Raw genomic sequence first — 21,366 nt, 5'->3', positions numbered from 1 at the left:
ACCGTTACAGGGATCAAGGCGGTCATGCGACGAAGGCCGGCCGGATGGCGAGCGATCACACCATCCGGCCGGCCTTCTCAGATCAGAGTGTGCTCCAGGTCAGGTCTTGTCAGCGCCGTTCTTGGGGTTGCCGAGGCGAACCCCCTGGCGGTAGATGAAGGCCCATCTCCGGCAGGCGGGCCGGACGAGGATGAAGTAGGCGTTGCAGGTCCAGTTCTTGAGCGTGCTGTAGAAGACGTCGTCCACCTGGGACTTGCGGTACCTGTCGAGGTAGTACTTGTAGTGCTTGTAGGTGTTGCCGATCAGGCCGTACCCGTAGTCGTGCATGTCGCAGGCGGGCCGGAAGTCGAAGCCCGTCGGCCGGTCGGGGGCGTTGGTGCAGTGGTCGAAGGTGATGCCGACGACATAACGCTTGCTGGGGAGCTTCTTCCACAGCGGCTTGTGCCAGCCGTTGTGCGCGACCCAGGACGAACAGCCGGCCCGCTGGTAGTACAGCCACTTCCAGGCGTCGTTGCAGTACGACGGGTACGCCTGGGGGTTGGAGACGTCGCCGGGCAGGAAGTCGCCCGGGGACGGCTCCGTGGCGTTGGGGTCGTTGATGCCGGTCGCGCCCTGCATCGGGTCGCCAGGGGTCGGCTGGGCGGTGCCGGTGGCGGTCGCGGTGGGGGAGGCGGTGCCGTTGGCGAAGGCCAGCTGCCAGCTGCCGTCGGTGGGGGAGTCGATGGAGTTCAGGCGGCCGAGCTGGTCGTAGCCATAGGTGGCGGCGGGGGTGCTGCTCAGGCCGGGGTCGGCCACGGTACGCAGCAGACCGTTGGCGTCGTATCCGTACTGGGCCACGGTCTGCGGGGCGGCCGAGCCGGAGGTGAGGGTGATGTCTTTGAGCCGGCCCGCGAAGTCGCCGAAGGAGGCGCCGGTGGCCGTGGTCGTGGCGGCGTAGTGGATGGTGAGGTTTCCTCGGGGGTCTCGCCGCCGGCCGGTTCCTTGATGCTGCTGATGCGGCCCTGGGGATCGTAGGTCACCGATGAGGTGCCGTACGCGGTGTTGCCGGTGCTGGTCGCGCGCCAGGTGTCGGTGCCCTGCAGGCCGTCGATCTTGCTCCAGGTGTAGGTGAGGCTGAGGTCGGCGTTGCTCTGGGTGAAGGTGTCGTCGCCGGCCTCCGTGGCGCCCTTGTCCATCGCGATGGTCTCGGTGATGGAGGTGCGCATCGCTCCGGCGGCGGCGTCCCACCGGGTCGTTTCGGTGATCTTGGAGCCGTCGGTGGTCTCGTAGCGCTGGACGCCGCCACCGTCGGGGAAGGAGATGCTGCTCTTGAGGTCGTAGCGCGAGGTGGTGCCGCCGTCGAGTTCGGTGACGACGATGGCGCCGTTCTGGGTCTCCAGTTTCCGGTCGACCATCCCGCCGAGGAACTCCGCCGTCCAGCCGGGCCCGAACACCGCCATCTCGGGGCGGGAGGCCAGGGCCGACTGCGGTCGGGCCAGGTCGCCGCCTCCGGTGGCCACGCCGTGCGAGCGGCCGATCGCCCCGGCCGCTACGTCGGTCTCGCTGATCTTGAAGGTGTCGGTGTCGGTGAAGTACAGCCCCGGACCGACCTGTTGGACGTTGTCCGGGTCCGCCTCATTGGTGGTCGTGGTGACGGCGGATGCAGTGGGGGAGAGCAGGGGGAGTAGCACTGCCGCGACAGCGACGGTGAATGTTAATCGACGCAACCGGTCCTCCTCATTAAGAGAGCGAATTGATCCCCTGGACAGTAAATGATGGAAAGTCGCTCAACAAGGGTCTGGACAGATGTTTAATTCGATGTTCAAATCGCGTACGAAGCCACCCTTGGAAGGCGATTTCTGAAAGGTTTCTGTGCGTCAACTGATATGTATAAGCGCTGGTAGAAGCACCTGTGTGGCGGAAATATAGTGATTATGTGGCACCTTCGCGGATAATTCTCTTTGTGTAATGTAAAGACGTTTCAGGGCGGCTGTGATGGCTGTTTCAAAAATGTGCAGGCATGGCCCAACGTGGCATTGAAGTCGCCCGCCAGGGTCCGTGGGCGCGCCGGTGGCCGCAGGGCGGGCGGCGGTGGTCGTCGCACCAAATCGCCTGATTTCCGCCATGGACGCAGTTCTTTCGACATGATCGGAACATGAACGCATCGCTGCGGGCCGCGCTCGTAGGGGCAGTGGTCGGACTGGCCCAGTTCGTCCTCCTCTGCTGGCGGGGAGACGACATAGGAATGCTCGACCTGCTGATGACGGTCTTCCTGTCCTCCGGCCTGGGGTTCTTCCTGTCCTGGTGGGGCGGTCTGCCGAGCTGGTGGGGGGTGGGTCTGGTGGGCCCGGCCGTCATCGTGATATTCCTCCTCGCCGATCTCCCCCTCGTAAGCGCCACCGAGACCATGGACTCGGGTGACTGGCAGATGGGTCTGTCATTCGTGGCTCTGGGCGCGACCGCCTACCTGGCCGCGGGCGGTCTGGTCATGCCGGTGCACCGGAGACTCCGTGTCCTGACGGTCGCGGGCGTCGCCGTGGCGTACCTGGCCGTGTGGTCGGCACAGGACGTGCTCGCCGACTCGGCGCGCGCCCACAGACTGACCCGCTCCGGGGTCCCGCTTGTCGCGCCCACGCTGCCGGATTACCAGCTCTGGTCCTTGAAGGGCGTGGATGGGCGGCTGGAGCTCAGGTACGCCCGCGATGACTTGGTCTCGCGGGTTGACGTCGCCGTTGAGTCAGGGAGCACGGATAGCCCCAAGGGCGCCTGCGACTATGCCGCGCTGAACTACTACCTCCCAGAGGAGGACAAGTGCCGGCAGGTGTCACCGGGGGCATGGCTCGTTTCCAGTGGCGCCCAGAAGGTCATCTTCGCGTGGTACGGCGACGACTTGGTGCGGATCGAGAGCCCGACGCTGGGCAAGAAAGAGCTGCTCGCCGCGCTGCGCTCGTTGCACCCCGTCGAGGCCGGGGAGCTGGCCAGGCTCCACGAGGACTGAACCCCACCAGCGCCGGCCCGGCCGGTGACCGCTCCTCAGCGTTCGACTTCGACGTGGTAGCGGCCGTCGTCGCTGCGGTGCGCGCCGTGGATGTCGGTGGCCAGGTCCGGGAAGGAGCGGTCGAAGTCCTCCAAGGCGTGCAGGTACGCCATCAGCGGGCCGTCGGCCGGCCCGGTCGCCTCCCCGGGCATCAGCATGGGGATCCCCGGCGGCGTGACCACGACCGTGGCGGCCGAGACACGGCCGGGCAGGTCGGCGAGCGGGACGCGTTCGGTGCGTGAGCGGATCAGGGCCTGGTAGCTGTCGGCCGGGGTGCGGACGGGCTGAGGGAGGGTGGTGAAGATCTGGTCGAGGAGCGCGCCGAGTTCGAGCGCGCGGAGCTTGTCGTGTACGTCGGAGCAGAAACGGCGCAGCGTGATGGCCGGCGGGCCGAAGCCCGGTAGCACCTCGGCCAGGGGCAGGTCGTCGTCGTAGGCGCGTTTGAAGTCGGTGAGCGCGTCGATCAGCGTGCCCCACTTGCCCTTGGTGATGCCCATCGAGAACAGCACCAGCAGCGTGTGATCCCCCGTCTTCTCCACGGCGATGCCGCGCTCCCGCAGGTAGGTGGCGACGATCCGAGCGGGAATGCCCCAGTCGAGCGTGCCTTCTGCGGCGTCGGCGCCGGGGCAGGTGATCGTCACCTTGATGGGGTCGAGCAGGCAGTAGCCGTCGGTCAGGCCCTGGAAGCCGTGCCAGGCGGCGCCGGGCTCCAGCGTCCAGCACGCCGGATCCGTGCTCAGCAGGACGGGGTCGGCTTCGGCGAAGGAGACGGGCCGGCCGGTGTGGGGGTCGGTGACATGCGTGGGCTGCCAGACGCCGAAGTACCAGTCCGGCCGCCGGCCGTCCTCCCGGATGCGGGCGGCCAGCCGGACCATGGCCTGCCGGAACCGTACCGCCTCGATGACGGCCTCGCCCGTCAGGTACGGCCCGGCCGGACCGTCCATCATCCCCGCCGCCACGTCCAGCGAGGCGATCATCGGGTAGAGCGGCGAGGTGGAGCAGTGCATCAGGTACGTCTCGTTGAGCCGCTCGTAGTCCACCGGGGCACGATCGGCCGACCGGACGTGCAGCATCGCCGACTGCGACAGAGCGGCCAGGAGCTTGTGCGTGGACTGGGTGGCGAACACGGTGGGGCGCCGCGGCCCCGGCAGCGTCCGCTCGTCCACGGCCATGCCGTAGCGGCGGGCGTACAGGGGGTTGAAGCGGGCGTAGGCGAACCACGCCTCGTCGAAGTGCACGCGGGGGACGCTCTCGCTCAGCAGCTCGGCGACCCGTACGGCGTCGTAGCAGAGCCCGTCGTACGTGGAGTTGGTGATCACGGCGTAGGCCGGGTCGGTCCGCGCGAGCGGGTGGCCGGCCAGGCGGGCGCGCAGGGCGTCGGCCCGCAGCGCGGCGGGCGGGATGGGACCGGCCAGGCCGAGGCCGTTGCGTTCTGGCACCAGGTAGACGGGGCGGGCGCCGCTGATGGTCAGCGCGTGCTGGAGGGATTTGTGGCAGTTGCGGTCCACCAGGGCAGTCTCGTCGCGGGCGATGGCGTGGTGGCCGACGATGCGGTTGGCGGTGGCGTTGCCGTTCATCACGAAGAAGGTGCGGTCGGCGCCGAAGACGCGGGCGGCATTGCGTTCGGCCTCGCCGATCGGGCCGGTGTGGTCCAGCGGTGAGCCGAGTTCGGGGACGGAGATGGACAGGTCGGTGCGCAGCAGGCGCTCGCCGTAGAAGTCGAAGAACGCCCGCCCGACCGGCGACTTCAGGAACGCGACGCCGCCGGCGTGCGCCGGGGTGTGCCAGGAGTACTGGTGGTGGTCCTGCAGCTTGCGCAGCGCGCGGAAGAACGGCGGCAGGATCCGCTCGGCGTACTCCTCGGCGGCGTGCGCGATGCGGCCGGCGATGAAGTCGGGTGTGTCCTCAAGTGGGAACACATAGCCCTGGATGACCTCGTACACCCACAGGGGGAGCTCCTGTTCGGCGGTCATGAGGAAGACCGGCAGGCCGCGGAAGCGCTGGGTGACCGCGCCCAGCACCTGATCGGCGCCGGGCGCGTCCCAGTCGGCCAGCATCCCGGACAGTGAGGCGTCCGAGCCGATCACCGCCAGCGCGTCCTGCGTGCGATGCGTCCAGCGCACCTGGACGCCGAGGCCGTCCATCGCCGCGCCGACGCGGCGGATCTGCTCGGCGAGTGCCGTGTCGGCGTCGGGGCGCTCGGCGACTGCGGCGAGAACCGTACGTTCCATGCGAAACTCCATGGCCGGGGGGACTGTCGCTCCGCTCTTTACCCTGAGTCGTTGATCGTCACTCAGGGTGCCCGGCCGGTCCTGCGAAGGTCAGTCGATCCGCTGGCAGATGGTCACCGGCAGCTTCGGAGACCATGTCCTGGTGGCCTCGTCATACGCGCGGGCGTAGCCGTTGTTGCCCGGCGCGCAGGGCGCCGCGATCGTCGTCTCCACATAAATGGCCCCGCCGGGAGTGATGGGGTGCGTCCGGGCGATCTCCCACTTGGAGAACGCCACCCGGCCGGTGTTGAACTTGACGACCAGGTAGACCCGGTGATCGACCGTGAAATTGCCGCCGGCGACCTTGAGATGGCCGTTGAAGGTGTAATTGAACAGGAAGGACTGACCCTGCCTGAGACCGGCGGACGAGGTGGCGGACGTGGTGGACATGGTCGACGCGTTCGCGGCGCCGGTGAAGGCCGGGACGCCCAGGGCGAGGATGCCGGCGGTGGCGGCGACTCCGAGCATGGTACGGATGATGCGCTTCATCGGATCTCCTTGGTGACGGCGTGAACCGTATGCGTAACCATTGACGGGCACGCCGCCTGCAATGCGCTTTCAGCGCTCTGACGAGTCGCCGGCGATTGCGTCAATTGCCATCCGGAAACCGCGATTCCGCGAATGACGGAAAGAAAAGCGATCACCAGAGTCGCTTCTTTCGCGGAGGGTGCACATGGACGATCCGTCGGTGGGGGAATGCACGCAACAGATCGTCGCCGGCCGTGCGGGCGAACTGCCGGCATGGCTGCTCGACGGTATGTTCCGCCTGCGTCACGAGGTGTTCCACGAACGCCTCCGCTGGGACGTCCACAGCCTCCACGGAAGGGAGCGCGATTCCTTCGACGACTGCGATCCGGTCTATGTGATCAGCTATGCGGAACGCTGCCGGGAGATCACGGGGTGCTGCCGCCTGCTGCCCAGCGATGGCCCTTACATGCTCCGCGATGTCTTCCCCGAGGCGTTACGTGGTGACCCGGCTCCGCACGATCCGGCCGTCTGGGAGCTCAGCCGCCTGGCCACCGCTCGGGCCTGGTCCCGTAGCGTGGTGGCGGGTTTCGGTCCCCGCGCCCGCGCGTTGCTCTGGGAGGCGTTCCGCTGGGTCGACCGGCGCGGTGACACGATCGTCGCGGTCTCCAGCGTGGCCGTGGAACGCAGTGTGCATGCCATGGGCGTTCGTACCCGGCGCCTCGGCGACGGCAAGGCGACCCGCTTCGGCAAGCTTCTCTGCTCGGCCTACACCACGTCGACCAGGGATTTCCTGGAGAACGCGCTCCCCGTGCCGGAAGGGGATCCGCACTGCCTGGACGGGCGGCGCTGAGGGCGCTACGGCAGCTCCATCTGCGAAAAGCTGTACAAAACGGACTTGGAGGAATAATCTCGACATGCCTCAGTCGGGGGCCCTGAGGCACCAAAACGTACGGGTGAAGACGCCCCGGTCTCGCTGGAGGCCGGGGCGTCGGCATGAGTGAACCCAGTGGCCACGCCAACGCCGCCGCCCGGTTTCCGATCTCCTGAGACACTGAACGACTGCCTCGGCCCAACCTTTCGCCCGCCGGACCGCGTCGCTAACGGCGAGAGGAGTCGTCTTGGACCACAATGACAGCTTCCGCGAGTTCATGGCCGTACACCAGCAGTCGCTGATGCGGACGGCGTATCTGCTCACGGGGGATGCCCACCACGCCGAGGACCTGCTGCAGAGCGTGCTGGTCAAGCTGCTCGGGCGCTGGCCCAAGCTGGCCAGCCCTCAGGCGTACGCCCGCAAGGCGCTGGTCAACCAGTACATCTCCTGGCGTCGTCGGCTGGTCTGGACGACTGAGCTGCCGATCGCCGAGCCACCGGAGCGGCCCTACTCCAGCGAGGAGTCCACGATCGCCCGGCTCGCGATGCGGCAGGCGCTCGCGCGGCTGCCACCCAGGCAACGGGCGGTGATCGTCCTGCGCTACTACGAGGATCTCACCGAACACGACACCGCCAGGCTGCTGAACTGCTCACTCGGCACCGTCAAGAGCCAGACTCACGACGCCTTGGCCCGATTACGGGCGCTCGCGCCGGAGCTGGCACCGAAGTTCGCCGAGATGGAAGAGCTGAAGGGGGCACACCGATGACCTGGCTGCGAGACGCGCTGAACGACGTGGCCGACGACGCGCCCCAGGTGGACCTGACCGAGCGGACGATCAGAACCCGCGAGCGGCGGCGGCGCAGGATCGCTCCGCTCGTGGCGGCCGCCGCGGTCATCGCCGCCGCGCTCGCCGCGACGGCCGTCGTACGACTGCTGCCGGCGGAGCCGGAGGCGGCCACCGACCCCAAGGCGGTGTCCGACCTGCCGGCCCGCGGGGTGGAGCCACTGAGCCACGCCTATATGACGTTCTGCCATCCGCAGAGCGGCGAGGTGCCGGCCGGGTGCGTGGACGGTGGCTGGCGGGTGGTCACCCGCAGCGGCAGGACCTACCGAGTGGCGCAGGCCCTGCGCGGTACCCAGCCCACTCTCGTGACCAGCCCCCTGGCGATCAGCGGGGACGGCAGCAAGATCGCCTACTACGACGTCGGGGCCCGCACCTTCGCGGTGCGCGACCTCGCCTCCGGATCCGTGCTGATGGCCCCGGCGAAGGTGTCCAAGGCCCAGCTCGGCAGCATCGCCCATCTCCTGCTGTCGGACGACGGCCGCTTCCTGGCCTTCACCAAGAGACCGCCGCTGAAGGACCCGGCCATGCTGTTCGACATGCGCGAGCGCAGGGTCCAGCCATTGCCGAACGGCGGGAATCCCATCGGCCTGTCCTCGGACGGGGGCACGATCACCCTGGCGGAGCACGCGGGCAGGACGCGGCTGCGGACCATCTCCGGCCTCTGGCAACCGGCCAAGGCGGTCATCGTGAAGACCGTCGACGTCACCGGCGACTACCTGGTCGGCGGGCTCGGTCCCGATGGGAAGACCGTCATCGCGGTGGAGAGCGAAGAGGTGCCCGGCACCGGATGCTTCAGAAGCGGCCGGGATCTTGTGCAGCTGGACCGGGAAACCGGCAAGGTGGCCCGGAGGGTCCCCATACGGGGCCTGTTCACGACCAGCAATCGCGTCTATCTGCGCGGTTGGACCGGCCCTCAGGAGGTCACCGCCCTTGCCCAGACCCTTGTGTGCAAGAAGAGCGGCCCCTCCGACCCTGTCTCGACCCTGGAACCTCCGTACCTTCCCTTCACCGCCTACGCGGTGAACGTCAAGACCGGCCAGGCCAGGAAGCTCGCCACCTACACCGCCCAGGACTTCTTCGCCATCGTGCTCCCCGGCAACCCCGGGACCCTGTGACGTGTGGACGCCTCCCGGCCGGCCGGGAGGCGGGGTAATTGGCTACTCCTGCCCCTCTTCCGGCAGGCCGTTGTCGAACTGCTTCGGCTGTACTTGCTCGCGCGGCTTGCCCTGCTCAGCCTTCGCCAGGGCGGCGGCGTCGGGATAGTCGGTGACGAAGGCGTCCACGCCCAGGTCTATGTGCGCCCGGTACTCCGCCAGCGCGTCACCGTGGTCCGTCGGGGTCTGGCCGCGACGGAGCTGGAGGGGGAGGTACTGGTTCTCGCTGCGGAAGGTGTACACGCCGATCTTCAGCCCGGCCTTGTGCGCGTCGGACACCAGAGTCGTCGGGGTGCCCGAGCTGCCGTCCGGGTTGAGCGGGATCGCCGATGACTTGTCCGGCCCGATCCACTTCGCGTACTGCGCGATCTTGGCCAGCCCTTCGGGCTTCATCATGTCCGCGTAGGTCGTCGGGTCTCCCGCGGCGGTCAGATCGTACGGCTGGCCGGTGGTGCCCAGGGCCTGCCACAGCGGCACGCGGAGCTCCTTCGCCACCCGCTTCAGGCTGGACGGCTCGAACGACTGCACCACCACCGGGCTGTCCGGCCGGTTGAGCCCGTTGCGCTTGACGGTCTCGATCAGCGGCTCCTCCAGCGGCAGCCCGATCGACCTGAAGTAGGTCGGGTGCTTGGTCTCGGGAAAGACGCCGACCTGCTTGCCGTACTGGCGCGAGAGCCGTTTGGCCAGGTCGAGCACCTCCTGGAAGGTGAGCACCTGGTAGTAGCCGTTGTACACGGTGTTGCGCTGGCGGATCGCGGGCAGCCGCTCGACCGCGCGCAGCGTCTTCAGCTCGGCCAGGGTGAAGTCCTCGGTGAACCACCCGGTCACGTTGCGCCCGTCGACGACCTTGGTGGTCTTGCGCGCGGCGAACTCGGGGCGCAGCGACACGTCGGTGGTGCCGGAGATCTCGTTCTCGTGCCTGACGACCAGCTTGTGGTCCTTGGTCGGCACCAGGTCGGGCTCGATCCAGTCGGCGCCCATGGCCACGGCCAGCTCATAGCCGCCCTGCGTGTGCTCGGGGCGGTGGCCCGCCGCGCCGCGGTGGCCGATGATGACGATCTGGGACCGGTCGGGTGCGGACTGGGCTGCTGCTGGAGCTGTGCCGGCTCCAGCTCCGATTCCGGCGAGGACGGCGAGGGTGGTGGCTGCGATCTTCCGCACGTTGGAACTCCCTGCGGCATCTGTACCGGAGACTCTCACCGATGATCACCGCGAGGGATTATGGTAATGACCGAAATCTAGCTATGGGCCAATAACGGCGGAATTTCCGGTGACGAGCCATCCCCATCAGGCTGGGTCGCTGTAGTCGGTGGCGGCATAGACCGTCAGGAGCCTCTCGACTCCGTGCAGGAACGTCTCGCAGATCAGCACCGGGTCGAACAGGCAGCCGGCGGCCATGGCGCCGTCGCGCATCATCACGAAGTGGCGGGCGGCGGGCTCGGCGCCGGTCTCCTGGATCTTGGCCAGCAGCTCCGTGACCGTGTCCAGGAACCATTCGCGATGGGCGAGCACGGCCTTGTGCACCGGGGACTCCGGGTCGGGATATTCGGCGGCGGCGTTGAGGAAGGCGCATCCCCGGAATCCGGCGGACTGGATGCCTTGGGCGATGGACTCGCTGAGGGCCCGGATGGTGCCGGCGGCCGGTAGCCCGGCGGTGACGGCCTCGTCCGCCTGTCCCCGCATGGCCCGGTCGACCTCGTTCAGGTAGGCGAGGACAAGGTCTTCCTTGCCGGGGAAATGCCGGTAGAGGGTGGCCCTCGTCACCTGCGCTTCCGCGACGATGCGATCGATGCCGACGGAGTGGATGCCCTCCGCGTAGAAGAGCCGGGTGGCCGTGTTGAGCAGCCGGGACCGCGCTTCGGACGGCCGGCCTTCGGGTGCGGTGGGCATGTCGCCAGCCTAGCGGATAGAACGTTCGGTCTTGACAGACCGTGCCGCAGATTGCCATGCTGTGCCGCGATAGAACGTTCTGTCTACCCGAGGAACGCTGAAGCGCTCATCCGCTGAAAGGATCAACATGAGCACCATCGCCGCGTCGCCCGGTATTTCCGGGACCGCGTCCGCGCTGCGGCGGCTGTACTTCGTCCGGTTCGCGTTCGCCATCGTCTGGGCCCTCGCGATGTTCACGACCGCCGCGAACCTGGGCCCGCTCGCCGTCACCCTGCTCGTGCTCTACCCACTGTTCGACGTGGCCGCCGCCGTCATCGACGCCCGCGCGTCGCGCGCCACCGGATCACCTGCCCTGCTGTACGTGAACGTCGCCGTCAGCCTGATCACCGCCATCGGTGTGGCCATCGCCTGCGCGTCCGGCATCCCGGCGGTGCTGCGCGTGTGGGGCGCCTGGGCGGTCGTCGCCGGGCTGGTCCAGTTGATCGTGGGTGTCACCCGGCGCAGGATGGGCGGCCAGTGGCCGATGATCATCAGCGGCGGCATCTCCGTACTCGCCGGTGCGTCGTTCGTCGTCGGCGCCGCCGCGGCCAACCCGACGCTGGCCAACGCGGCCGGCTACGCCATCCCCGGCGGCGTCTTCTTCCTCATCTCGGCCTTCCGCCTCGGCCGCGCCGCGAAGGGGAACTGACGTGGACGGCACAACGTACGACGTCGTCGTCATCGGGGCCGGTCCGGTCGGGGAGAACGTCGCCGACCGGGTGGTGCGGGGCGGCTTGAGCGCCGCCGTCGTCGAGCGCGAGCTCGTCGGCGGGGAATGCTCCTACTGGGCCTGCATGCCGACCAAGGCGTTGCTGCGCAGCGCGGCGGCGTTACGGGCAGCAGGTCAGGTGCCGGGTGCGCGCGAGGCGGTGACCGGTGGTCTCGACGCGGCCGCGGTGCTGGGCCGGCGGGATCGTTTCGCCTCGGACTGGAAGGACGACGGTCAGGTCGGCTGGCTCGATTCGGCCGCGATCGCCCTGCACCGTGGCCAGGGCCGGATCGTGGCCGCGGGCGTGGTCGAGGTGACCGGCGACGACGGCGTCGCCATCACGTTGACGGCCCGGCACGCGGTGGTCATCGCGACCGGAAGCGGCGCGCTGCTGCCCGGCATTCCCGGTTTGCGGGAGGCCGCGCCGTGGACCAGCCGGGAGGCGGCCGCCGCGAGCGCGGTCCCCGGGCGGCTCGCGATCATCGGCGGTGGCGTGGTGGCGTCGGAGATGGCCACCGCCTTCGCCGCCCTGGGGGCCTCGGTGACGATGCTGGTCCGTGACGGTGTGCTGCCGCTGGCCGAGCCGTTCGCCGGCGAGCGGGTCACCGAGTCGTTGCGGGAGGCCGGTGTGTCGGTGCGCCCCGGCGCGGAAGCCGCATCGGTGCACCGCGACGAGGCCGGAACGGCGCACATCACGATGACCGACGGCGAGCAGGTCGAGGCCGACGAGGTTCTGGTGGCGATCGGCCGGACACCGAACACCCAGGACATCGGTCTCGGCGCCGTCGGCCTGACGCCGGGCGCCTGGCTCACGGTGGACGACACGCTGCGCGTGGTCGGGGAGGACGGGGCACCGATCGGTGACGGGTGGCTGTACGCCGCCGGTGACGTCAACCGGCGAGTGCTGCTGACCCACCAGGGCAAATACCAGGCCCGCGCGGTCGGCGACGTCATCGTGGCGCGTGCGAAGGGCGAGGCGGTGGAGGACGGCCGCTGGGGCCGGCACGCGGCCACGGCCGACGAGCGCGCGGTGCCCCAGGTGGTCTTCACCGATCCGGAGATCGCGTCGGTGGGGCTGACCGCGGCCGCCGCCGAGGCCGCCGGGACACGGATCCGCGTCGTCGACTACGACCTGGGCGCCGTCGCCGGATCCGCCCTGCACGCCGACGGATACCAGGGGCACGCCCGCATGGTCGTCGACGAGGACCGGAAAGTGATCGTCGGCTTCACGCTCGTGGGTCCGGACGTCGCGGAACTGCTGCACGCCGCGACGATCGCGGTTGTCGGCGAGGTTCCGCTGGACCGGCTGTGGCACGCGGTTCCGTCGTACCCCACGGTCAGCGAGGTGTGGCTGCGGCTGCTGGAGGCGTACGGCCGCTGACCGTACGCTCACCAGGCTGCGATGGGTTGAGTGCGGCGATCAAGTGGCGTGCGTGGGGTCGGATGATCCCCACGCGACGCCCTGGCCGCGGTCCATCGCGGTGATGGCCCGCATGTCCTCGTCGTCGATGGCGAACGAGAACAAGTCCGCGTTCTCCCGCATACGTGCGGGGTTGGTGCTCTTGGGCAGGACCGGGTACCCGTTCTGGATGCCCCACCGCAGCAACAGCCGCGCCTCGGTGACCCCGTACTTGGCGGCAAGGAGCTTGAACGGCGAATCTCCACTGGCGCTGTCGGCCCGCATCTCATCCGTCTTGCCACTGTGATGGCCCGGGGCGGTCCGCCAGGTCGAGAGTGGCACCAAGCTGCTGTAGGCGATGGGTACGATGCCGTTCTCGTCGAGGAAGCGCACGAGTTCGGGCTTCTGAGACCACGGGTGTAGTTCGATCTGGTTCGCGTGTGGCAAGGGGAGGCCCGCCGCGGTCAGTTCCTCGATGTGCGCGGCACTGAAGTTGGACACGCCGATCGCCCGCGCCTTGTGCTTCTCGTACAGCTCGACCAGCGCACGCCACTGCTCCAGCCGCTGCGCCCGGTTGAACGGCGCGTGGATCAGGTACAGGTCGACGTGGTCGAGGCCGAGCCTCCGGAGACTCTCCTCGAAGGCGTCGACGGCCTGCTGCGTCGACTTGAAGGACTCGTCTCCGTCTCCCGGCCACAGCTTGGTCGTGATGAACAGGTCCTCGCGGGTGAGTCCTTCGGCGGCCATCCCGCGGCGAAGGCCTTCACCGACGCCGCGTTCGTTCTGGTAGACCTCCGCGGTGTCGATGTGGCGGTAGCCGGCGCGCAGCGCCGCCTCGACGGCGTCGGCGGCTTCCGCGTCGGGGATGAGGTAGGTGCCGAACCCGAGGAGCGGGATGTCGACCCCAGGTGCGAGTGTCCTGCTGTGTGAGGTGGTCACGGGTCCTCCTGGATGTGTGCTCGGGTTGCGGCCATGACGGTGGTGCGCGCGTTGGCGGCCTGGTTGTCGTCGTCACCTTCGGCGTGTTGCCTGGAAGGAGCATGCTGCTGTGCCGGCGGCGCCGCCGGCCCGTGTGGCCTGCGTGTTTGCGCCAACGAGTGATCTGATTCCGACTTTAATGCCGGATGGCGGGTCCTACGGCGAGACATGGGGGTGCTGCTAGGGACTCCTTCGCGGGCCTTCTTGACCGGGAGCCCGGTTTACCTTGGGCCTTCACGCGCCCTAACTGGCCGCTACGTCCTTCCTGTGCTGGGGTTATGGACAACCCGGCTGAGGTCTGCACTTTCCTGAGATCCCGCCGCGACAAGATCACGCCGGAGGAGGCGGGTCTGCCCGCGTACGGGCAGCGGCGCGTGCCCGGCCTGCGCCGAGGCGAGGTCGCGACGCTGGCCGGGGTCAGCGTCGAGTACTACAGCGCCGATCCCGGGACACCGGACGGCTGGCAAGGGCATCGACCGGAATGGCGTGACGCGCCAGCCGTACGGCATCGATCCCTCATCTCGTGCGTGGGCCGTCAGCGCTGCACATGAGGTGGTCCATCGCGTCATTGACCAGCTTCTCGATCGGGAGGGCGTGCTCGTTCGGTGCCCAGAACGTCGTGAACAGCACCATGCCGCGGCGGCCGTCCTCGGTGAAGCCGCTGTGGGCGGTGTGGCCGGGGGTGTTTCCGGCGTGGCCCCAGTACGGGCCGCAGGGAGACCGGAACCGAGCGATTCCCAGGCCGTAGGACGCGCCGGGGAAGACGGGGTCCCATTCGGGAGCGGGGACGGTCTCCTTCATCGCAGTGAGCTGAGCGGGCGCGAGGAGTTCGCCTCCGAGCAAAGCCTGCCAGAACCGGACGAGGTCGGCCGCCGTGGTGACGAGATCGCCCGCGGCGTCCGCCGGGGTCAGGTTCCACTCGGTCGTCTCCACCGGCTCGGTACTGTCGGGGAACTCGGTGTAGCCCTTCGGGTGCGGCTCCGGAAGCCGGGGATCATCCCCTGGGATGAAGGTGTGATCGAGTCCGAGGGGACGGATGATCCGATCCGTCACCACCTGTGATCGCTCGGCTCCGGCGACCTTCTTAAGGATCATTCCAAGGAGGATGTAGTTGGTGTTGGAGTAGCTCCAGCGCTGGTCGCCTGGTGCCGGCACCCAGTTGGGTTCGTGCCGCATGGCGATGGCGACGAGTTCCTCCGGGGTGTAGGAGTCGAACCGATGCTCCCGGAAGTCCTTCGCCGACCAGATCGGCACATCGTACATGTATTCGGGCAGCCCGCTGGTCTGCTGGAGCAGCCGCCTGATAGTGATCTTGGTGCCGTCGTTGCCGTTGCCATGGACCACCCCCGGAAGCCAGTCCTCGACGAGGTCATCAAGCGTGAGCACTCCCTCGCCCACGAGCTGGAGTACCGCGGTGGCGGTGAACGTCTTGCTCGTGCTGCCCATCCGGAAGTAGCTGTCGTAGGCGATCGGCCGATCGGAATTGAGCTCGGCCACGCCGTACCGGACGGTCAGCAGCTCCCGTCCGGTGTGCGCCGCGGCGAGCAGCCCGGGGACGCCCTGGTCGTGGATGGCCCTCAGGTCGGCCTCCAGTACCGATCGGTCGTACGTCTTCGATGTCGTTGAGTTCGTCATGGATCCGATGCTCGAACCCTGACGCAGGGTCAATGTCAAGGGTGTTTCGCGGATCGAGCGGCCATCAGCCTCCGCAGCCGCGCCCAGGATGGCGAGGATCCGAACGCGTTGGAGTTCATCAGGGCGGCCAGTCCCTCCGGTGCCTCATCTCGCCGCGGGTTGCGACCGTCCCAGGCCATGATCGCTTCGGCCAGTCCCGGGAGTCGCGGATCGTCGGCCGGCCAGTCCCACGCCTGGTCCATGGCCAGGTAGAGGCGGACGAGCTCGGGATCCTCCAAGGCGGCGTTCTTGGTGGCCGCCCACTCCAGCACCTGGTCGGGCGCCAGCGCGGTAATCATGATCCAGGAGTCGCGCTCGATGTCGTTCATGCGCTCGCTCACCCCGAGGGCCCGCTGCCGGTCGAGGAGCTCGATCACCTCCGGCGGCAGGAACAGCCGATCGCCGGCGACCAGCTCGGCCAGCCGGGCGCGATGCTCCTCCAGCTCGGCAACCTTGGCCGCCATCTGCCGGTCGATCTCCGCGATCGCGGCGGCGAACTTGTCCTGGCCGCCGGCGAGCAAGTATTCGACCCGCGCGAGCGGCACGCCCGCGGCCACCAGCGTCTTGATCCGGATTAAATCGACCACGGCTCGCGGGCCGTAGCGGCGGTAACCCGAGGCGTCGCGTTCGGGCTCGGGTAGCAGGCCACGCTGGTGGTAATGCCGGATGGCACGGATGGTCACGCCCACCCGTGCGGCCAGCTGCCCGATGGTCAGCAATCCAGCCCCTCTAGCACGCGCGCTCTGGTTCGAGATCTTGAGCCTAGCGTTTTGTACGTCTGGCGCCGAATGGTGGTGCGGCGGGTAGTTGTACCGTGACGCGAAGCCCGCCGGCGGGGGTGATGGGGTCCGGCCCGGCGCCGGCGGCGAGGAGGGGGAGCCTTTGGTCGCCCATGCCAGCTGGGCGAGGGCTTCGACGAGGTCCAGGCCGGTCTCCCGGGCGGCCGAGGCCAGCGATGCCGCGCCCGCGTCCCCGGCGGACCTGCACCGGCGACGCGTCCGGGAACTGGTTCGCCTGCCGGGCCAGCGTCCCCGCCAAGGTCTTGATGCCCACGCCGCGCCGGCTCCAGGGTCCGCAACTGCTCACGGTTGACACCCAACTGCTCCAGCACGACCGCGGTCATCATGTCCACGTCGCTCACCGGCCGCTACTCAGGCTCACCCCGGCCGTCCCTGCCGCCACCATCACCACGCACCATGCCTCGGATCGTCCCAGAACCCCCGCCAACCGCCCGCTGCACCTTCACCACATCGAGACCCGGTACCGCCTCCCGCACCATGATCATTCTCAGCGCCAACCGCTGTTCCTGGGTTCCTCAACCCCGTACTCAGGAGCTCGACAAAGCCGCCGCACATACCAAACGCCGACATCCGGCCTAGAGGGATGTGATCAACGGGTGCGGCCCCCGATGGATTTGTCGGGGGCCGCATGGTTGATGGCGTTAGAAGTCGAAGATTCCGTTCTTCGCGCCTGCTACGAACTTGTCCCAGACCGCCCGGCGGACCACCCAGGGCTCGGCGTCCGGTTGCTCAGTGTCGCGTAGGGCGACGCGGCCGTCGGACAGATGCTTGGCTTCCAGGCACTCGCCGCCCTGACCGCTGGACGCGGTGATCCATCCGGTGGGGCTCGCGATCTCTAGCCCGATCTTCTCGCTCAACTCCATGCTGCCACTCTCCCCTTGATCCGCTGCATCGACAGGTACTCGGGAAGTGCCGCCTTGCGTATGCATTCGAGCCGATCCACCAGTCGCTTGATCTCGGCGGGTTTGTCGATGACGTGACCGTGGAGAGCGGATTCGACATACGCAGCGATCGTCACTCCATTCTCCTGGGCGAGAACGACCGGCCCCACCAGGGCTGCCGTGCACAGAGCTTCGTATGGGACGAGTTGGACGCTGAACCAGTTGTTCTCGGCCATGGCGATCAGGTGTTCCAGCTGACGGCGGGTCACGGAGCCGTCGCCAATTGGACGATACAGGATGCCTTCGTCCACGACAGCGAGGTATTGGGGAGGAATAGGCCGGTTGAAGATAGTTTGCCGTTCCAATCGGGCTTGGATGGCTTCCTCTACCTGCTCCGGTGTCGTTTGTGGCTCCCCGGCGAAGATCGCACGAGCGTACTCCTCGGTCTGTGCCAGCCCCGGCACGATCAATGGGGCAACACTGATGATTTGATCCGCCTTTCGCTCGATCGGTGGCCACTGCCGATACCACTGGGGTATCCGGTTGCCGCTGATGGCCGGCCAGTGCGTGAGCAGCGCGCCGTCCAGCCCCAGCGCCTTTTCGCAGAGCTCGATCAGTTCGCGCGTGGGCTTCTCGTCTCCGCGTTCTACGTTGCCAATACGACTCTTGCTGTAGCCGATGCGCTCGGCGAGCTGCGCCTGAGTCCATTTAGCTGCGTATCGGTATTTCCGTAGATCGGCACCGAAGCGTGCCATTGGTCCGATGGTTGGGTCGAGCTCTTTGGGTGCTGGCATCGATCCCCCTGTGGCCGCGACTGTTCCAGCTCTTCTGGTTTGATGCCAGGAGAAGTCTGGGACCGCTCTGGGATTTTTTCCCCACACAATGTAGCCCGTTGCCTGCACTGTTTGAAGTGGCAATTCTCATAACAGGATCCTGGCGCGAGCGATGGTGGGATGCGCCAAACCACGACGGGTGGGAAATGGGTGGTAAAAATGACAGAAGTCGGCATGCGGATCGTCGGCGACATGCGGTTTCCCGGACGCCCCGAGGTCGTTAGCGATGTGCGGATTTATGCCGCTAGCTGGCTGGTCAGGGAGCTGCCTGAAGCCGCCGACGATGCGAACCTTCTGGATAACGTACGGCTTCTGGTCAGCGAAATCGCCACCAATGCGATAAGGCATACTATTTCTGGCCGCTGGAGAAACGGAGCTTTTCGCGTCCGCATGTGGCTCGGTGGCGGCGGCCGGATCCGTGTCGAGGTCAGCGACCAGGGCTGGTGGACGGGGCCGCGACTCCGCGACGACGCGAACGAGACCGGCGGGCGAGGGCTGCAGATCTTGGCGGCCGTGGCGACGAAATGGGGCGTCAGAAGGCACTGGGTCGGCCGGACCATATGGTTCGAGCTGGGCCCTGTCGCGGCGAGCATGGCATGCCTGGACGCGCCAGAGCAGATCGTCGATCAGGCAAGCGCACGCGTGATCAGGAGTCGCGGCCGAGGAGCCGGCCTATCCGGTCGGCGACGAGGTGCGGCTGCTCGGCCTGGATGAAGTGCGCCGAGTCGACGACTTCGTAACGCCCGTCGGGCAGAGTCTCGGCGTACCGCCGCTGGTGCTCGCGGATGGCGGCGTTCTGCCGCTCCCGCCCTTTGGCGGCGCGCGCCGCCGACAGCACGATCGTCGGGCATTTCGGGAGCTGGGGCGGCTGGGCGCGGAATCGCGGGATGGCGTCGGCCACCGCCTGCATCTCTTTGCGGGTCTGAGCGGTCCCGGCGGGGCTGAAATTCTCGGCGAGCATGGCCTCGTAGGTGTCGGCGGAGAACAAGGGCCGGATGTTGCCGCTGAACAGCCGCGCCAGAGGGCGGAAGCGGCTGAGCGTCTGCGTCACGGCCAGCATGCGGTCGATCTTCTTGGTGGTCTGGTCCCACGCGTCGTACACCGGCGAGGTCTCCGGTGTGGGGTCGACCAGCAGGAGCCCCCGCAGCCGGGATCCCAGGCGCTCGGCGGCGCGGCGGGCGACCAGCCCGCCCATGCTGTGCCCGACGATCACGAACTCGCCCGGGACGACGGCCTCGGTCATCGCGACCAGGTCGGCGGCCAGGTCATCGATGCCGAGCTGCTGGGTGGTACGGCCGCTGAGCCCGCGCCCGGCGCGGTCGTAGGTCACCAGCCGCGCCTTGCCGGCCAGTGGTGGCAGCACCGGGTCCCAGAAGGTCCGGCCGCAGCCGCTGCCCGCCTCGAAGACCACCCAGTCCTGCCCCTGGCCGGACTCCTCGACATAGACGGTCCGGCCGTTGACGGGCACCAGCTGTCCGGGGGCGTCTCGCATGGCTCCTCCTTCGAGTCCTTCGAGCACAACGTTTTCATTTTGGATAACGGTATCTCATATGAAATCGTTGAGCCATGGATCCTGTCGAGCAGCTGTTGCACCCGGTGCGGCTGCGCATCGTGCACGCCCTGTCCGCAGCGGGCGCGCTGACGATCGCGCAAATGTGCGCCCGCATGCCCGAGGTGCCGAAGATCACGATGTACCGGCAGGTCGCCCAGCTGACCGAGGGAGGATTCCTGGAAGTGGACGGCGAGCAGCGGGTGCGCGGCGCCGTCGAGCGCCGCTACCGGCTGCGTCAGGACCGGCCCAGGATCGGCGCCGGCGAGGCCGCCACGATGTCGCTCGACGACCACCGCCGGGGATTCGCCGCGGCCATGGCCGTCCTGATCGCCGAGTTCAACGCCTATCTGGACCGCGACGGCGCCAGCCCGGAGGCCGACTCGGTCTCCTATCGGCAGGGCACCGTCTGGCTGAGCCCGGACGAGCTCGCTGAAATGCTGGCCGACCTCCTCGTGGTGCTGCGCGACCGGCTGGCCAACACGCCCTCGCCGGGCCGCACGCCGTACCTGCTCAGTGCGATCTTGTTCCCTGCGGAGCAGCCGCCCGCGCCTGAAGTCGGTGGTTAGTCGCTGTCGGTCCCGACGCAAAGCGCGCACTCCGGCCGATATTGTGCGGCCATGACCGATCTTGTCCAGCGCCCACTGCTGTTCCTGGACGTCGACGGGACGCTCCTGCCCCATGGAGGCGGGCGGCGCCCGTCATCCCTCGATGAGTGGGCGGCATGGCAGGACGCGGCCAATCCGCAGCTGGCGAAGCTCGATCTTGCGCACAGCCCGCGGTTGCTGGCGCTGTCCTGCGAGCTCGTCTGGGCCACGGCGTGGATGCACGACGCCAATGAGGTGATCGCTCCACTGCTCGGCCTGCCGGAGCTTCCGGTGGCCGATCTTCCGGATGCCCCGGAGGAAGACGACCCCGGTGTGCTGCACTGGAAGACACAAGCGCTCGTCGAGACCGCCGCCGGCCGTCCGTTCGTCTGGGTCGACGATGAGATCACCGACCTCGACCGGATATGGGTCGCCAGACACCATCGCGGACCGGCCCTTCTTCACCGCGTCGACTCCGCGAACGGTCTCACCCACGAGGACTTCGCCATCCTTGACGCCTGGCTTCGGGAGACGTCAAGCAACTCGTGACCCGCGAAACTCAGCTGTCGAGAACGTGCAGGTCGTTGACCGTGTAGGACAGGGACGCGCGGAATCCCATCCCTGTGCGTACCGGAGCGAGCGCCGCCAATTCCTCACCACGTGCGGGAAGGAAGGACAGTTCCCCCGCACCGATCCAGGCGTTGTCGACTCGGACGTCGTCGAAGACGGCCATCACCAACTCGTGTACGGCGGGCTTGTCGTGCCGGCCGGCGCTGAGCTGGGGAAAGTGGCGCAGATTGACGGTGGGCCGGGACAGCAACGCCGCCGCGTCGGGGACGGGCTGGTCCAAGGTGACCAGGGCTTCGGCGATGCGCTGTCCGGCGGCCGAGGCGGTGGCGGCGAACCGGCCGCCCGGGCCGACCTGCGGCGTGGCCGGACCCTGCGCGGCGAAGGCCCTGGTCTGGTGTACGGTTCCGAGCTTCTTGGGGAAGCCCTGGATCCACCCGCGGGCCAGAGCGGCGTCGTTGTCGACGTAGATGTACGGGCACCAGGCGACGGGCGTTTCCTGCCACATGGCATCGATGAGGACCATGAATTCGCGGTACTGGCTGCGTACCGGATCAAGGTAGTCCTGGCCGGCGGCCGAGAACTGCCAGTCGATGAACATGGCGGTGGCATGTCCGGATGCGGACGGATCCGGAGTCAAGCCCGGAGGTAGCGTGGCGGCCGCGGCTTCGGAGCTGGTCCAGAACTCCACCCCGACCACGTCACCCGCATAGTGCCAAGGGGGTGCGCCAACCAGGTTGGCCTCGCCGCGCGGGGAGAGGGGAAGGGTGTAGCCGTGCAGCATGGAATGCCTCCAAAAGGGACGATGCGCTTCATTTCACAGTGAGCCTCGACCGC

Annotated in this window: 23 protein-coding genes; 10 read left to right on the top strand and 13 right to left on the bottom strand. The window is 68.1% G+C overall.

The annotated features are described in order from the left end of the window. Positions 1-99: 99 nt before the first annotated feature. Positions 100-837: a phospholipase A2 gene (locus tag ACQP2T_RS42700; protein ID WP_433510546.1), complete on the bottom strand. Its 738-nt coding sequence runs from the start codon at positions 835-837 to the stop codon at positions 100-102. Next, complete coding sequence (locus tag ACQP2T_RS42695) at positions 777-1,706, bottom strand: hypothetical protein (protein WP_433510545.1); 930 nt, start codon at positions 1,704-1,706, stop codon at positions 777-779. Before ACQP2T_RS42695 ends, ACQP2T_RS42700 begins: the two co-directional genes overlap by 61 nt. A 428-nt stretch (positions 1,707-2,134) precedes the next feature. Between ACQP2T_RS42695 and ACQP2T_RS42690 the strand changes: the two genes are divergently transcribed. Then, positions 2,135-2,977, top strand: coding sequence for a hypothetical protein (locus ACQP2T_RS42690; protein ID WP_433510544.1), 843 nt, complete (start codon positions 2,135-2,137; stop codon positions 2,975-2,977). A gap of 35 nt (positions 2,978-3,012) precedes the next feature. On the opposite strand, the gene ACQP2T_RS42685 is transcribed toward ACQP2T_RS42690, so the two are convergent. Both ACQP2T_RS42685 and ACQP2T_RS42680 read right to left on the bottom strand, forming a co-directional pair. Continuing rightward, the gene (locus ACQP2T_RS42685; protein ID WP_433510543.1) at positions 3,013-5,247 is read right to left on the bottom strand and encodes an Orn/Lys/Arg decarboxylase N-terminal domain-containing protein; all 2,235 of its coding nucleotides are present in this window, start codon (positions 5,245-5,247) and stop codon (positions 3,013-3,015) included. 90 nt (positions 5,248-5,337) lie between these two features. Beyond that, positions 5,338-5,775: a hypothetical protein gene (locus ACQP2T_RS42680; protein WP_433510542.1), complete on the bottom strand. Its 438-nt coding sequence runs from the start codon at positions 5,773-5,775 to the stop codon at positions 5,338-5,340. 184 nt (positions 5,776-5,959) lie between these two features. Between ACQP2T_RS42680 and ACQP2T_RS42675 the strand changes: the two genes are divergently transcribed. The 3 genes from ACQP2T_RS42675 to ACQP2T_RS42665 all read left to right on the top strand — a co-directional run bounded on the left by ACQP2T_RS42675 (position 5,960) and on the right by ACQP2T_RS42665 (position 8,584). Then, on the top strand, positions 5,960-6,604 hold the full coding sequence (locus tag ACQP2T_RS42675) for an acyl-homoserine-lactone synthase (RefSeq protein WP_433510541.1): 645 nt from the start codon (positions 5,960-5,962) through the stop codon (positions 6,602-6,604). A 268-nt stretch (positions 6,605-6,872) separates the two neighbouring features. Further along, positions 6,873-7,391, top strand: coding sequence for a SigE family RNA polymerase sigma factor (locus tag ACQP2T_RS42670; RefSeq protein ID WP_433510540.1), 519 nt, complete (start codon positions 6,873-6,875; stop codon positions 7,389-7,391). Further along, positions 7,388-8,584, top strand: a complete 1,197-nt coding sequence (locus ACQP2T_RS42665; RefSeq protein ID WP_433510539.1) for a hypothetical protein — start codon at positions 7,388-7,390, stop codon at positions 8,582-8,584. Before ACQP2T_RS42670 ends, ACQP2T_RS42665 begins: the two co-directional genes overlap by 4 nt. A gap of 42 nt (positions 8,585-8,626) precedes the next feature. Here ACQP2T_RS42665 and ACQP2T_RS42660 read toward each other — a convergent pair whose 3' ends face one another. Together ACQP2T_RS42660 and ACQP2T_RS42655 are read right to left on the bottom strand one after the other, a co-directional pair. Further along, positions 8,627-9,784 (bottom strand): glycerophosphodiester phosphodiesterase, encoded by a 1,158-nt coding sequence (locus tag ACQP2T_RS42660; RefSeq protein WP_433510538.1) that lies wholly within the window; start codon positions 9,782-9,784, stop codon positions 8,627-8,629. 126 nt (positions 9,785-9,910) lie between these two features. After that, positions 9,911-10,513 (bottom strand): TetR/AcrR family transcriptional regulator, encoded by a 603-nt coding sequence (locus ACQP2T_RS42655; RefSeq protein WP_433510537.1) that lies wholly within the window; start codon positions 10,511-10,513, stop codon positions 9,911-9,913. Positions 10,514-10,640: 127 nt separating this feature from the next. Here ACQP2T_RS42655 and ACQP2T_RS42650 point away from each other — a divergent pair, with 127 nt between their 5' ends. Both ACQP2T_RS42650 and ACQP2T_RS42645 read left to right on the top strand, forming a co-directional pair. Next, on the top strand, positions 10,641-11,201 hold the full coding sequence (locus ACQP2T_RS42650; protein ID WP_433510536.1) for a hypothetical protein: 561 nt from the start codon (positions 10,641-10,643) through the stop codon (positions 11,199-11,201). Position 11,202: 1 nt separating this feature from the next. Then, positions 11,203-12,642 carry a dihydrolipoyl dehydrogenase family protein gene (locus ACQP2T_RS42645; protein ID WP_433510535.1) on the top strand — a complete coding sequence of 480 codons (1,440 nt, stop codon included), beginning with the start codon at positions 11,203-11,205 and terminating at the stop codon, positions 12,640-12,642. A gap of 39 nt (positions 12,643-12,681) precedes the next feature. Here the strand turns inward: ACQP2T_RS42645 and ACQP2T_RS42640 are convergent, their stop codons facing one another. Beyond that, positions 12,682-13,599: an aldo/keto reductase family protein gene (locus ACQP2T_RS42640; protein WP_433510534.1), complete on the bottom strand. Its 918-nt coding sequence runs from the start codon at positions 13,597-13,599 to the stop codon at positions 12,682-12,684. 317 nt (positions 13,600-13,916) lie between these two features. Here ACQP2T_RS42640 and ACQP2T_RS42635 point away from each other — a divergent pair, with 317 nt between their 5' ends. Further along, the gene (locus tag ACQP2T_RS42635; RefSeq protein WP_433510533.1) at positions 13,917-14,189 is read left to right on the top strand and encodes a hypothetical protein; all 273 of its coding nucleotides are present in this window, start codon (positions 13,917-13,919) and stop codon (positions 14,187-14,189) included. On the opposite strand, the gene ACQP2T_RS42630 is transcribed toward ACQP2T_RS42635, so the two are convergent. The 4 genes from ACQP2T_RS42630 to ACQP2T_RS42615 form a co-directional block, all read right to left on the bottom strand. Further along, complete coding sequence (locus tag ACQP2T_RS42630) at positions 14,155-15,273, bottom strand: serine hydrolase domain-containing protein (RefSeq protein ID WP_433510532.1); 1,119 nt, start codon at positions 15,271-15,273, stop codon at positions 14,155-14,157. The genes ACQP2T_RS42635 and ACQP2T_RS42630 overlap by 35 nt on opposite strands. Before the next feature lie 35 nt (positions 15,274-15,308). Next, complete coding sequence (locus tag ACQP2T_RS42625; protein WP_433510531.1) at positions 15,309-16,031, bottom strand: MerR family transcriptional regulator; 723 nt, start codon at positions 16,029-16,031, stop codon at positions 15,309-15,311. 722 nt (positions 16,032-16,753) lie between these two features. Further along, a complete protein-coding gene (locus ACQP2T_RS42620; RefSeq protein WP_433510530.1) occupies positions 16,754-16,975 on the bottom strand; it encodes a DUF397 domain-containing protein in 222 nt (73 codons plus the stop codon). Continuing rightward, on the bottom strand, positions 16,966-17,748 hold the full coding sequence (locus tag ACQP2T_RS42615) for a helix-turn-helix domain-containing protein (protein WP_433510529.1): 783 nt from the start codon (positions 17,746-17,748) through the stop codon (positions 16,966-16,968). Before ACQP2T_RS42615 ends, ACQP2T_RS42620 begins: the two co-directional genes overlap by 10 nt. A 198-nt stretch (positions 17,749-17,946) precedes the next feature. On the opposite strand from ACQP2T_RS42615, the gene ACQP2T_RS42610 reads away from it, so the two are divergent. Then, complete coding sequence (locus tag ACQP2T_RS42610) at positions 17,947-18,540, top strand: ATP-binding protein (protein ID WP_433510528.1); 594 nt, start codon at positions 17,947-17,949, stop codon at positions 18,538-18,540. On the opposite strand, the gene ACQP2T_RS42605 is transcribed toward ACQP2T_RS42610, so the two are convergent. Then, positions 18,473-19,318, bottom strand: a complete 846-nt coding sequence (locus ACQP2T_RS42605; protein WP_433510527.1) for an alpha/beta fold hydrolase — start codon at positions 19,316-19,318, stop codon at positions 18,473-18,475. The two genes, ACQP2T_RS42610 and ACQP2T_RS42605, sit on opposite strands and share 68 nt — an antisense overlap. Before the next feature lie 74 nt (positions 19,319-19,392). On the opposite strand from ACQP2T_RS42605, the gene ACQP2T_RS42600 reads away from it, so the two are divergent. Beyond that, complete coding sequence (locus tag ACQP2T_RS42600) at positions 19,393-19,944, top strand: helix-turn-helix domain-containing protein (protein ID WP_433510526.1); 552 nt, start codon at positions 19,393-19,395, stop codon at positions 19,942-19,944. A 51-nt stretch (positions 19,945-19,995) separates the two neighbouring features. Next, positions 19,996-20,511, top strand: a complete 516-nt coding sequence (locus ACQP2T_RS42595; protein ID WP_433510525.1) for an HAD domain-containing protein — start codon at positions 19,996-19,998, stop codon at positions 20,509-20,511. 10 nt (positions 20,512-20,521) lie between these two features. Here ACQP2T_RS42595 and ACQP2T_RS42590 read toward each other — a convergent pair whose 3' ends face one another. After that, positions 20,522-21,313 (bottom strand): acetoacetate decarboxylase family protein, encoded by a 792-nt coding sequence (locus ACQP2T_RS42590; RefSeq protein ID WP_433510524.1) that lies wholly within the window; start codon positions 21,311-21,313, stop codon positions 20,522-20,524. Positions 21,314-21,366: the final 53 nt, after the last annotated feature.

This window comes from Nonomuraea sp. CA-143628 (assembly GCF_050942315.1).
Lineage (GTDB): Bacteria > Actinomycetota > Actinomycetes > Streptosporangiales > Streptosporangiaceae > Nonomuraea.
This window is presented reverse-complemented; position numbering and strand designations above follow the sequence as displayed.